The organism is Aeromonas lusitana, assembly GCF_002812985.1.
Classification (GTDB): Bacteria; Pseudomonadota; Gammaproteobacteria; order Enterobacterales; family Aeromonadaceae; genus Aeromonas; species Aeromonas lusitana.
Genome location: NZ_PGCP01000034.1, coordinates 21,909 through 33,651 on the forward strand (window position 1 = coordinate 21,909; position 11,743 = coordinate 33,651).

Annotated in this window: 10 protein-coding genes; 3 read left to right on the forward strand and 7 right to left on the reverse strand. The window is 61.8% G+C overall.

All coding sequences use genetic code 11. The annotated features are described in order from the left end of the window. Positions 1-3: 3 nt before the first annotated feature. The 4 genes from CUC44_RS17160 to CUC44_RS17175 form a co-directional block, all read right to left on the reverse strand. Positions 4-1,047: a M35 family metalloendopeptidase gene (locus CUC44_RS17160; protein WP_425266329.1), complete on the reverse strand. Its 1,044-nt coding sequence runs from the start codon at positions 1,045-1,047 to the stop codon at positions 4-6. A gap of 297 nt (positions 1,048-1,344) precedes the next feature. Further along, positions 1,345-2,001, reverse strand: coding sequence for a DUF2913 family protein (locus CUC44_RS17165; protein ID WP_100861094.1), 657 nt, complete (start codon positions 1,999-2,001; stop codon positions 1,345-1,347). Between the two features lie 99 nt (positions 2,002-2,100). Beyond that, a complete protein-coding gene (locus CUC44_RS17170; protein WP_167388939.1) occupies positions 2,101-3,396 on the reverse strand; it encodes a DEAD/DEAH box helicase in 1,296 nt (431 codons plus the stop codon). A gap of 270 nt (positions 3,397-3,666) precedes the next feature. Continuing rightward, positions 3,667-4,317, reverse strand: a complete 651-nt coding sequence (locus tag CUC44_RS17175) for a DedA family protein (protein WP_100861095.1) — start codon at positions 4,315-4,317, stop codon at positions 3,667-3,669. Positions 4,318-4,657: 340 nt separating this feature from the next. Between CUC44_RS17175 and CUC44_RS17180 the strand changes: the two genes are divergently transcribed. From CUC44_RS17180 to CUC44_RS17190, 3 genes are all read left to right on the forward strand, one after another. Beyond that, complete coding sequence (locus tag CUC44_RS17180; protein ID WP_100861096.1) at positions 4,658-5,617, forward strand: hypothetical protein; 960 nt, start codon at positions 4,658-4,660, stop codon at positions 5,615-5,617. A gap of 101 nt (positions 5,618-5,718) precedes the next feature. Further along, positions 5,719-6,273 carry a DUF4256 domain-containing protein gene (locus tag CUC44_RS17185; protein ID WP_100861097.1) on the forward strand — a complete coding sequence of 185 codons (555 nt, stop codon included), beginning with the start codon at positions 5,719-5,721 and terminating at the stop codon, positions 6,271-6,273. A gap of 125 nt (positions 6,274-6,398) precedes the next feature. After that, complete coding sequence (locus CUC44_RS17190) at positions 6,399-7,253, forward strand: nuclease-related domain-containing protein (RefSeq protein ID WP_100861098.1); 855 nt, start codon at positions 6,399-6,401, stop codon at positions 7,251-7,253. Between the two features lie 127 nt (positions 7,254-7,380). Here the strand turns inward: CUC44_RS17190 and CUC44_RS17195 are convergent, their stop codons facing one another. From CUC44_RS17195 to leuA, 3 genes are all read right to left on the reverse strand, one after another. Then, positions 7,381-8,544 (reverse strand): DUF1615 domain-containing protein, encoded by a 1,164-nt coding sequence (locus CUC44_RS17195; protein WP_100861099.1) that lies wholly within the window; start codon positions 8,542-8,544, stop codon positions 7,381-7,383. Between the two features lie 158 nt (positions 8,545-8,702). Next, positions 8,703-9,608, reverse strand: coding sequence for a GGDEF domain-containing protein (locus CUC44_RS17200; RefSeq protein ID WP_100861100.1), 906 nt, complete (start codon positions 9,606-9,608; stop codon positions 8,703-8,705). Positions 9,609-9,854: 246 nt separating this feature from the next. Beyond that, positions 9,855-11,513 carry a 2-isopropylmalate synthase gene (leuA, locus tag CUC44_RS17205; RefSeq protein ID WP_100861101.1) on the reverse strand — a complete coding sequence of 553 codons (1,659 nt, stop codon included), beginning with the start codon at positions 11,511-11,513 and terminating at the stop codon, positions 9,855-9,857. Positions 11,514-11,743: the final 230 nt, after the last annotated feature.

Sequence of the window (11,743 nt, forward strand, 5' to 3'; positions counted from 1 at the left end):
ACATCAATTTTCGCTCGGGGTGTTCTCGGCGAAATACTCGTGGTTGTCGGCGTTGTTGAGCGCCTTCACCGGATCCGTGTTCGCCAGGTTGCGGGCGTTGCTTTGACCGTAACCCAGATCGTCTGTGCCTGCCACCACGTTGAAGTGACTCAGCTCGTGAACGATAGTGCCGGCACGGGAGTCGGTGCCATTGACCGGGGCCGACCAGAAGCTCTTGCACAGATAGACCTTGTAGGGCTGATCCGGATAGACGTAGGCGAAGTAGCTCTGCTGGCAACCGCAGTCGAAGGTGAGCGGCTTGTTGTCGATGGCATCCTTGATCTTGCTGAACTGGGTCTCGGCCTGATCCCAGCGGGCCGTGCTGTAGGCACCAAACCAGCTGCGATAGCGCTGCCCGGTAGGTTTATCCACTGCCAGATAACTGCTTGAGTTATTGGTAATGCTGCTGGCCGCATCGAGAGCCGTCAGAATGTCGCTCTTCTGGGTATTGGTGCAGCGCCCGGTGAAGCTCACCGAGGCGGTCACCGCCTGGGGTTCGGCCAGCGGCGCGGCCTTGGCTTGCAGCCGCTCGTCGCTCACCCCTTCCAGCCAGAGGCTGACGGCGTTGGACTCGCTCGCCTGGGCCTGCTTGGCCTTGGGAGCGCCGGCCGCTTTCTCCAGAGTCGGCAACTGGTAGCGGATGCTGTATTGACCCTGAGCGCTCATGTCGTACAGGCCGGAGATCTCGGCCTGCAGGGTCAGGCTCTGGCCGGCCTTGAGCAGCTGGAAGTCCTTGTCGGTCGGCGCGGCCCGCTTGATCAGGGCCCCCTCGTAGTCGACCCGCTGGCCGTCGCGCTCCACCACGAACAGGGGGGCATCCTCGCTGCCCGGCAGTTGCCACTTGAGCAGGCGGATGGGTTTGTCACCCGTGTTGGTCAGGGTCAGGTTGACCCGCACATCATCCGTGCTGCCTTCCACCAGGGAGAGGCGCGCATCGAGGGCGGCGGCGCAGAGCGGTGAGGCCAGCACACCGGCCAGCAGCAGGGCTATGGGAGTTGCTTTCATCAGATTTCCTTATGCATTGAGTTATGTCATTAGACAATTTGCTTCCATACGGCCCTCTTTGGGGCCAACTCACCCTAGAGCAGAACATTTGCTCCACCATCCCTCCATATGGGGGAAGCCCCCCATCAAAGGGGTCTGGTCGGCACCTTATTTTGCTGCGACAGGAATGGGAAAATCGTTATGACGAGGCGACTGCCTCAGTGATGAGGCCGGCGAGTTAACGGCAATCGCCCATTAAAAACCCCGGCGCCAGGCCGGGGTCTTTCATAGGAAGAGAGGAAACAAGCATAGGCCGCCCGATCAGTCGTTGGCCTTGGCCAGCAGGGCCAGCGCGCTCTGGGCATTGCCCGGCATCAGGCGATACGCCTTGTGGTGCTTGACCAGGGTGGTCTTCTTGTTGCCCTGGCTCAGCAGCAGCCCCTGACCAAAGGCGGCGCTGGCGAGGCGTGGTTCATCACCACGCACATAGAGGGTCAGCGGCTTGACAAGTTCCCCACCCTCGATGTGCTCCCCGTATTCGCGACTCGAGATCACCAGGCTGGATTGGCCCTGCCCCTGCAGGCGCAGCTTGGCATCCACCTCGACGTCGGTGAACACCAACCAACCCGCCTCCTCCAGCTCGGCGAGCAGGGCCGCAAGTTTGGCCCCCAGTTGCACGGGTTCGGCCATGGCACGGCCATACTGGCAGACGATGCGCTCAAGCAGCCCCTTCAGATCGGCGCCGGCCCCCAGGGTGCGGCCCTGCTGGATCCACTCCTTCAGATCTTCCATCACCAGGCGGGAGAAGCGCTTCTCCTTGAGGGAGTCCGCCATCCAAGTGCAGAGAAAATGGCTCTCCTGAGCCGGCGTCCGCTTGCCGGCCTTCTGCTCGGCGGTGCGGGCCAGCTCGGCCAGACTGAGGGTCGCCATGTCGAGCAGGGCCTGGTTGTAGCCCTGAGTGCGATCGGGAGAGGTCATCACAACTCCTTTGATTCAGATGCACGGCCGGTGTGCCCGGCCAAGATAGCGTCAAGGCGCCAGTGGCGCCTTGACGGATTCATCGATAGCCGCAGCCGCTTACTTCGGCTGACGCGGCTTCTTGGCGGCGGCCATGCGCTTGAGACGCTGACCCTGCAACTTGGACTCGGCCATCGCCTGGGCGGCGGCGTTGTCTTCCCGCTGGGGACGCTTGCCGAAGCGACGACGCTCCTGCAGCTGCTTGATCAGCTCGTCGCGGCTGCTCACCTCGTAGCCCGGCACCATGATGCGGCGGATCTTCTGGCCGATCAGTTGCTCGATTTCCAGCAGAGTGCGCTCTTCTTCGCGGCTGACGAAGGAGATGGCCATGCCGCTCTTGCCGGCGCGGCCGGTACGGCCGATGCGGTGGACATAGTCTTCCGCGAGGAACGGCAGATCATAGTTGACCACGTACTGCAGATCCGGGATGTCCAGGCCACGGGCGGCGACTTCGGTGGCGACCAGCACCCGCACCTTGCCTTCCATGAACTCGCGCAGGGCGCGGCGACGGTTGCCCTGCGCCTTCTCCCCGTGCACCACGGCGGACTTGATGCCATCCAGGTTCAGCTCTTCCACCAGCACGTCACAGCTCTCGCGGGTACTGGCGAACACCAGCACCTGCTGCCAGTTCTGCTTGCCGATGAGCTCGGAGAGCAGCTCGCGCTTGCGCTTCTGCTCCACCGGATAGACGGTGTGGCTGACGGTGTCGGCGGTGGAGTTCTGCTTGTTGACGCTGACGATCTGCGGGCGATCCAGCATCAGGTTGGCCAGCTTCTTCACGGCGTCGGAGAAGGTGGCGGAGAACAGCAGGTTCTGGCGGGTCTTGCTGACCGCTTGCAGGATCTGCTGCACATCGGCACTGAAGCCCATGTCCAGGATGCGATCCGCTTCGTCCAGTACCAGGCACTCGACACCGGACAGGCTCAGGTTGCAGGCGGTCAGGTGCTCGAGCAGACGGCCCGGGGTCGCCACTATGATGTGAGCGCCCGCTTTCAACTTGCGTGCCTGCACGTCTTGCTTGCCACCACCGACCAGGGTCAGCACGCTGATGTCCAGGTACTTGGCGAAGTCATTGATATTACCGGCGATCTGGGCAGCCAGCTCGCGGGTCGGGGTCAGGATCAGCACGCGGGCGTTGGAGGGCTGCACCGGCGCCGGCTTGTCCACCAGGCGTTGCAAAATAGGCAGCGCGAAGGCGGCAGTCTTACCGGTCCCGGTCTGGGCGCTGGCCAATACGTCCTGGCCACGGCGGATGCTCGGAATGGCCTGCTGCTGCACAGGGGTCATCTCCTGATAACCACAATCTGAGATGGCGCGCAAAATCTCGGGGGCAAAATCGAACGATTCAAATCTCATATTGGGTTCCTGTGTTCCAGCTGGGCTGTGGTTGGCTTAAGTGGCTCGAGCCGGCGGGTGGCGCGGCATCGGCGAGGCTTGGGGCCAAGGACGGCTGGGCCTGACATCGAGTCAGAGAGTGAGCCGGAAAATGGCGGGCGCGAAGTGTAACAGATAGGCGGAGCAAATTCCGCCTCAAATGGCCTGTATTTTTATTCTCACCCGCGCGGCCAGGCCGCCCTCGCTCGGGCTGTCAATGAAGAGACGGGCGCAGCGCGCCCGTCTGCCGTCTCAGCGAATGCGGTTGGTGGGACGCTTGAGCAACCGGATGCCGATGGCGGCCACGGCGATGACGAACAGCGCAAACGAGGTGACCAGCAGGCACTTGGTCAGCAGCTCGTGGTGATGGGCGAACACCGGGGTCGCCATCACGAACTTGCCGATCAGGCTCAGCACCAGGGCCCAGAGGAAGGCGCTGGCGAAGCTGGCTATCACCACCTTGGGCAGGTGCAGGCGAGAGACGCCCATCAGCATGGGGGTCAGGACGCGCACAAACGGAATGAAGCGGGAGGCGAACATGGCCCAGAAGCCATAGCGGTCCAGCAGGCGGGAGGCCCGTGGCAAACTGCCTTGCGGGATCATCCGTTCCACGTGGCCCATGAAGGCGGTACCGTGCAACGCATGACCCTGGAAATAGGCTACCAGGCTGCCAAGCCCGGCCGCGAGCGGCATATAGATGAAGGTCACCTCGGGGCCGAGCACCCCCATGCCCACCAGGCCACCGGCCAGCAGCACCAGGCTGTCGCCGGGCAGGGGCAGGAACACGAAACTCGATTCAAGAAAGAGGATCACCACCAGGCAGGTGACGAGCAGACCGATGGCCTGCATATGAATAAGCTGATCAAAATCCTGATGCCATATGGCAAGCAGCATGTCCTGCATCTGGTCTGACTCCCATCAAGGTAGTGCGCATCCGTCATGGCAACCCTAAGGTCCCGCCTGGCAGCCCATCCTTGGCACCTATCCCCATAAAATCCTGCGGGAGGCCCGTTATACACCTCGGGAACTGAACAATAAATTAATGTCTGCGATTTATGTGGGTATGAGCGCCTTCCTGGCAGGCGAATTCCGTGAGGTAAAACGGGCGGCAATGAGCGATGAGAGAGGCCTCGCCATCGGCGAAGAATATAGTCAGTTGACGCTGCGCCGGGCTGCCAAGGCAGATAAAAACCGTTACAGTGTAAGGACTCCTCATCGGACGAGGATGCCCACGGAGCTAGGTATGGCGCAGACCCCTTTTTCCCATGCAAGACCCCTCTCGCTGCTCGCCATCGGGCTGATTAGTCTAACCGCGCAGGCCGAGGGTGAATCTTTCGTTCAGCGCAGAGCCAATGCCGTGGTCTCCTTGATGAGCTTCACCGTGGTGCCCGACATCACCGCCAGCAACCTGAATATCGGCGGCGGCACCAGTGAGCAGTCCGCGCTCACCATCACCCAGCTCGGCGGCGGCGCCACCATGAGCGAGGGCTTCCCCATTTATCTGGAAGGCACCCTGGGGTACAGCCGCTACGATCCCCAGTTCGTGTTCAGCGACGGCGCCGACACCCGCACCATCCCCACCAAATGGAACAGCCTGACCGCCACCGGTGGCATCGGCTGGGATTTCAGCCTGCACAAGGACAAGTGGGGCGGCAACCTGGTGCTGCGTCCCATCGGCAACTTTACCCTGGGCACCCTGGCGAGCGATCTGCGCCTCGGCGCCCTCTTCATCCAGCACAAGACCGGCAAGAACCTCGATTTCCTGGATGGCGGCCGCCTCAACGTGTACGGCCTCGGGGGCTCCCTGATGCTCGACTACGAGCTGTTCTCAGTCCCGCAGGACATAGACGTGGAGCTGCGTTACTCCTATCAGCATCTGCAAAGCTTCTCCGGCACCAGCCCCAGCGTCACCGGCCAGGCCGAGGCGGAGAATCTTGGCCTCTACCTGCGCCGCCGGGCCCCCATGTGGGACTGGACCCTGCTGGATCGCCCTCTGCGCTACGTGCTGGAAGGCGCCCGCACCGAGTATCTCGGCGAGCAGCGCGGCCTCCTCGGCTTCAACAGCCTCAACTCCCTCGGCCTTGGACTCGAGCTCGACAGCAGCAAGTACAAGGTCTTCGTCACCCGCACCCGGTTGGTGGCCCGCTATATGTTCAGCAGCAACACCAGTGGCTACTCGGTCGGGCTGGCGATGAGTTTCTAAGAACACGAGGCTATGATTACCTGTCCCACCAGGGCGCCAGCGGTTGTTCCATCGGGTTGGCGATGAGCTTTTAACGGCGAAGACGCTGACAAAGGATTTCCATGATGAACTTGACCAAGGCACAGACTGACGACTTGCTCGCCACCTTGCAGGCCCGCTTTGAGCGCCACCCACATCGCCACGAAGGGATCACCTGGTCACAGGTGCGCGCCAGGCTGGATACAACTCCACAGGCACTGTGCTCGCTTTATGAGATGGAGCGCACCGGCGGTGAGCCGGATGTCATCGGTCAGGATCAACAGAGCGGGCAATTCATCTTCTGTGACTGCAGTGCTGAGAGCCCGAGCGGACGCAGGAGTCTCTGTTATGACAGGGAGGCGCTGGAATCGAGGAAGGAGAACCGACCGGCGGGCTGCGCAACCGAGATGGCCACGCAGTTGGGCATAGCCCTGCTGACGGAGACCGAGTACAGGGCGCTGCAGACCCTCGGCCCATTCGATACCAAGACATCGAGCTGGATAGAGACCCCGGTGGCGATCAGAGCGCTCGGCGGGGCCCTGTTCTGCGATTGCCGCTACGACAGCGTCTTTCTGTACCACAACGGTGCCCAGTCCTACTATGCCGCCAGAGGCTTTCGCGGCAGCGTGCGGGTCTAGTCACCGAGTAGATGCCCGACCGCAAGAGGCCAACAATCGACCAAGACCTCGGATACCCCAAGTGCCGAAGCAGGATCCCTGTCGAGGCTTAACCCTTAAGCAAGATCCCATGGAGGGTCAGTGAAATGGACTTCACGCCCGTGATTACTCTTTTACTATCCCAGCTCTGGTATCTGCTACCACTGCTGCTGATCGCAACCTTGATCAAAACACCCTGGTTCAAGGGCATGGTGGGAGAGTGGTTCCTCAATCTCCCAATCACACTATTTCTCGACAAGCGAGAGTACCGGCTACTCAAGAACGTCACGCTACCGATCGAAGGTGGTACGACCCAGATTGATCACATCATCGTCTCCCGCTTCGGTGTCTTCGTCATCGAAACCAAGAATATGAAGGGGTGGATCTTCGGCAATCCTTCGCACAAGCGCTGGACCCAGCAGCTCTACCGCCGCAAGCATCAGTTCCAAAACCCTCTGCATCAGAATTACGGCCATGTGATGACACTTAAATCTTTGCTGGGGCTGTCGGATCATCAGCTGCATTCCATCGTTTATTTTATCGGCGACTGCTCCTTCAAGACACCTATGCCGGAGAATGTGCTGAGAAGAGGGCTCATCACCTATATAAAACGCAAGACAATTCCAGTATTGAGCTCGGAAGAGGTCGGTCGAATAGTCGACACCATCGAGCAAGGGCGGCTGGTCGCCAACTGGCAGACCCATAAGCAACATGTGGCACATCTCAGAGCGCGCCATGGCACCGCCCCCATAATACCCGTGGCGAGCAATACCACCGGCCAAGCCAGAAAAACCACTGAGCCCGATACCATAGAGGCCAGCCATGCCATCCCTGCTTGCCCTAAATGCGGCAGCGCCATGATCTTGCGCACCGCCAGTCGAGGGGAGAATAAGGGCAACCCGTTCTGGGGTTGTAGCGGCTATCCAAGGTGCAGAGGTATTGTCTCGTCCTCCTCTTCATGATGCGGCCAGAAAGTCCGCTCTCTATATGGAGAGAGCCTTGCGCACCAAGATCCTTGCACTGGATACGCTTCGTTGCGCAAGAGAAACAAAGGCGGCCATTGGCCGCCTTTGTTTTGACCCTAGGTGGTCATTGAATGGTCGCCATCTTGCGCACGCAGGCTTGCTCCCTGTCATCCACCCGCTTGGCGAACCAGGCGGTGGTGAGGTTGCGGGTGATCTTGGGGCTCTTGAGCTGGATGCCGGGCAGGATGGCGCGAGGCAGACGGCTACCCGCCTTCTGCTCCGCCAGGGTGAAGACCCGGCCATAGAGATCCGTCTTGGCGAACTCGTCGCTATCCCCCAGTCGCAGACTCTGGCGAATGGCGTTCTGGCTCATGCTGAGGCGGCTCGCGATGCTGTAGACAGCAAGCTCGGTATTGCCAGGCTTGTCTGAGTCGTAGCGGATGAGATCCCCATCCAGCGCCAGCGTCTTGCCACTCACCCGGCTGACGGCGGCCTGGAAGGCGGCGTTGCGGCTCGCGTACCAGCCGGCGTTGAAGTCGGCGAAGCGATAGAGGGTGTCCGGGTAGTCGGCGGGATAGCCGAAGATGTGCTTGGTGCCAAACCAGATGCCACCACGGCGACTGAACACCTCGTGACGAATGGACTCCTTGACCGGATAGGGGTAGCCGCGGGCGTTGGCCTCGGCGAAGGCGATGCTGACCTGCATGGGGCCACCTGTGTGGACCGGGTTGAGGTTGCCAAACAGCGTCTTGCCCATGGGCACTGAACCTATCATGTCCTCGAAGATCTCGCTCATCTCCCGCTCGGTGCGAAGCTTGTCGATGCGCTCGGCATAGGACTTGCCGGTGGGGGACTTGATGCTGAGCGCCGATCGCACCACAAATTCGGGGATGAGCAGCTTGCCGGCCCGCCGGTTGATCTCCTTCCAGGCTATCTTGCCAAGCCCTGGCACCACGGGATCGGCCTGATAGGTCGCCTCCTGCTCCGCCACCGCCAGCACGCTGCAGACGTTGTGATCGCTTACCCTGATGTCCTGAGTCGTAAGCGCAGTGACCACGTCGTTGGCCCAGCCCTGTTTATCGGGCACCTGACGGGGCAGGAAGCGCACTATGCGACTCTTCATGTCGGCGGGTTTGCGCGGCTGCATGGCCTTGGGTTGCTTGGCGATGGCGGCCGCATCTTCGGCCGGGGCTGTGGGTTCGCTGGCGCAACCGGCCAGTACGGCAGCCAGCAACGGCAGGCTGAGCAGACGCCACACGGAAAAGGGGAGTCGAGAAGAAGGAGTCATGAAGGCTTCCGGTCAAGAGGCAAGGCGCTAGGCGCCGCTCATCCCGATTGGCAGACCCCGAACGCAAACAGGGGGCCATTGTAGTCAATTGGACAGGAGATCTGAAGGCGCCATTCGCAAGGGCCTGGGCATGACGACAGACCCTGGCGGCGCATCCATCAGGCCAGCTCGACCCGATTGCGCCCCCCGTGTTTGGCCCGATAGAGGGCGAGATCGGTGCGCTTCATCAGGGCCTCGACCCCCTCCCCCCCATGGCAGGTCCCCACCGCAATGCTGACGGTAAAGTTCACCCCGTCCGCCGAGACAAGCCGCTCAGTGGTGAGCCTTATCCGCTCCGCCAGCGCATGGGCGGCGTCATGCCCCATACCGGGTAGCCAGATGGCAAACTCCTCCCCACCGAGGCGCGCCACCACACCCTCCGGCGGGCAGTGCTGGCGCAGCAGCTCGCTGAACTCCCGCAGCACGTTGTCACCTATGCCGTGGCCATAGCGATCGTTGATCTGCTTGAAGTGATCGAGATCCAGCAGAAGCAGCGGCGTGCCTTCCCCGCCATTAGCCTCCAGCACGGAGCGAAACGAGCGGCGATTGGAGAGCCCGGTCAGCTCATCCGACATGGCCAGAGAGGCCAGCCGGGCCTGGGTGTCATACATCTGTTGCACCATCAGCAAGACGCCCCAGGCGGTGGCCAGCATGCCAAGGGAACGCAGGCTGTCTTCCACAGTAGAGAGCCACCAGGGTTGGAAGTAGGCCTCGTCGATCACGTCTATGCCGCCTGAGATGAGCCAGACGTAGAGCCCCGCCGAGAGATAGAGATAGGCCTTGCGGGAGATCTGGGCGCACTGCACCACCCAGAACATGAACATCAGGGTCAGTACATTAATGGCCTCGGCCAGGGCGCCGATGGTGTAGAGGTGATGCTGAGCCAGCGGCTCGAAGGAGAATACATCCAGCCCGGTCGTCAGCAGCAACAGGCAAGGCAGGCTGGTCAGGGCGGCTCGGCGACCACGGGAGAGGGAGGGAAATCTGGCCGGGTGTATGGATAATCGCAGGGGAGTCGTTATCATTTTTCTGGCTCCAAAACATCGTTATCTCAGTCTCGGCTGGGCGAGTGCAGCCACCAAACCGCTCCGCGGTTTTGGCGTCACTCAGGTCGCACAGCATTCGTATTGTGAGCCGATATTTCCATAAAAAACAATCCCCTCACCATGAAGTGAGGGGATTGTCTGCTGATCATGACCCACCGGATAGCCGCATCCTCGGCCAGGGGGTCCATACCCATACGGAAATTAATTCCCGTATCAGGCGTTCATTTATGCACTCTGGCGCAGGGCCTGCACCTGGGCGGCACCATTGATCACCGCCTGCAAGGAGGCATTGACCACATCGCGGCCGATGGCGACCCCGCACTGACGCTGGCCATCGACGCTCAGCAGCACATAGGCGGCGGCGCGCGACTCCGTGCCCGCGCTCAGGGCATGCTCGGAGTAGTCGAGCACATCTATATGCATCCCGGTCTGGCGCTCCCAGCCGTTGACCAGCGCCGTGATGGCGCCCTCCCCCTCACCGCACAGTTGCAACGAACCATCCGGGGTCTGCAGCTCGAGGCGCAGGTTTTCCTGACTGTCGTGGCCGAGCTGGAAACGGCCGACCCGATAGCCATGCACGGGCTCCAGATAGTGCTGCTCGAACAGGGTGCGGATCTGCTCCGGGCTGATCTCGCTGCTGCTCGCCTCGGCTTGCGCCTGTACCCGGCGGCTGAAGTCGATTTGCAGCCAACGCGGCAGTTGCAGGCCGAGGTCGCGCTCCAGCAGATAGGTGACCCCACCCTTGCCGGACTGGCTGTTGATGCGGATCACCGCCTCGTAGCTGCGACCGAGATCGGCGGGATCGATGGGCAGGTAGGCCACATCCCAATAGGCATCGGGCTTGGGCGCCGCCAGGGACTTGCGGATCGCGTCCTGGTGGCTGCCGGAAAACGCCGTGTAGACCAGCTCGCCGGCATAGGGGTGGCGTGGGTGCAGCGCAATCTGGGTGCAGGCCCCCACGGTAGCGACGATGGCGTCCATGTCGGAGAGGTCCAGCTCAGGGTCTATGCCCTGGCTGTAGAGGTTCATGGCCATGGTGACTATATCCATGTTGCCGGTGCGCTCGCCGTTGCCAAGCAGGGTGCCCTCGATGCGATCCGCCCCCGCCAGCACCGCCAGCTCGGCGGCAGCCACCCCGCAGCCTCGATCGTTGTGGGTATGGATGGAGATGCTCACCTCGGGGCGCGCCTTGAGGTGGCGGCAGAACCACTCCACCTGATCCGCAAACACGTTGGGGGTGCTCACCTCCACCGTGGCCGGCAGGTTCAGGATCATGGGGCGGGCGGCACTGCGCCACTCGTCTATCACGGCGTCACACACCTCCACCGCGAACTCCACCTCTGTGCTGCTAAAACTCTCGGGGGAGTACTGGAAACTCCACTCGGTACCCGGGTTCTTTGCCGCATATTCGCGCACCCAGCGGGCCCCCTGCATGGCGATGGCCTTGACCCCTTCGCGGCCTGAATTGAACACATAGTTGCGCTGGGTCGGGTTGACCGAGTTGTAGACGTGGACGATGGCGCGCTTGGCCCCCTTGAGGGACTCGAAGGTGTGCACGATGAGATCTTCCCGGGCCTGCACCAACACCTGGATGGTGACGTCATCCGGGATGAGATTGCGTTCGATGAGCTCGCGTACGAAGTCGAAATCCGGCTGGGAGGCGGCCGGGAAGCCCACCTCAATGTGCTTGAAGCCGATGTGCACCATCAGCGCCCACATTTGCAGCTTCTGGGCCACCGTCATGGGCTCGACTAGCGCCTGATTGCCGTCACGCAGATCCACGGCACACCAGAGGGGCGCTTGCGTCATGACCCGGTTCGGCCATTGGCGATCCGTCATGGCTATGGTGGGGGCTGGGCGGTATTTGCGGTGATCGAAGCTCATATTCAGTTCCCTTGGCAGATCTCGGTGGTGCGCAAACGGCAATCGGCTGGGGATGAGCGGGAAGCGGGCTGGCGCGATAACGCTGGCCCTGACGGCTGGTGCGGCGGTAACCCCACAACCGGTTTCCTGTGGCCCCTTTCGGTGGAAGGAGCCGGCCTGCGCCGCCGGATAGGCAGCTGGCCCTGACTCATCACACGCAGACACGCCTGTGTGATGACGAAAACCAGTAT

Bases quoted from the DNA above. Each gene is read 5' to 3' on its own strand.
- CUC44_RS17165 (WP_100861094.1), bottom strand. From the start codon at position 2,001: ATGACCTCTCCCGATCGCACTCAGGGCTACAACCAGGCCCTGCTCGAC.
- CUC44_RS17170 (WP_167388939.1), bottom strand. From the start codon at position 3,396: ATGAGATTTGAATCGTTCGATTTTGCCCCCGAGATTTTGCGCGCCATC.
- CUC44_RS17175 (WP_100861095.1), bottom strand. From the start codon at position 4,317: ATGCAGGACATGCTGCTTGCCATATGGCATCAGGATTTTGATCAGCTT.
- CUC44_RS17180 (WP_100861096.1), top strand. From the start codon at position 4,658: ATGGCGCAGACCCCTTTTTCCCATGCAAGACCCCTCTCGCTGCTCGCC.
- CUC44_RS17185 (WP_100861097.1), top strand. From the start codon at position 5,719: ATGATGAACTTGACCAAGGCACAGACTGACGACTTGCTCGCCACCTTG.
- CUC44_RS17190 (WP_100861098.1), top strand. From the start codon at position 6,399: ATGGACTTCACGCCCGTGATTACTCTTTTACTATCCCAGCTCTGGTAT.
- CUC44_RS17195 (WP_100861099.1), bottom strand. From the start codon at position 8,544: ATGACTCCTTCTTCTCGACTCCCCTTTTCCGTGTGGCGTCTGCTCAGC.
- CUC44_RS17200 (WP_100861100.1), bottom strand. From the start codon at position 9,608: ATGATAACGACTCCCCTGCGATTATCCATACACCCGGCCAGATTTCCC.
- leuA (WP_100861101.1), bottom strand. From the start codon at position 11,513: ATGAGCTTCGATCACCGCAAATACCGCCCAGCCCCCACCATAGCCATG.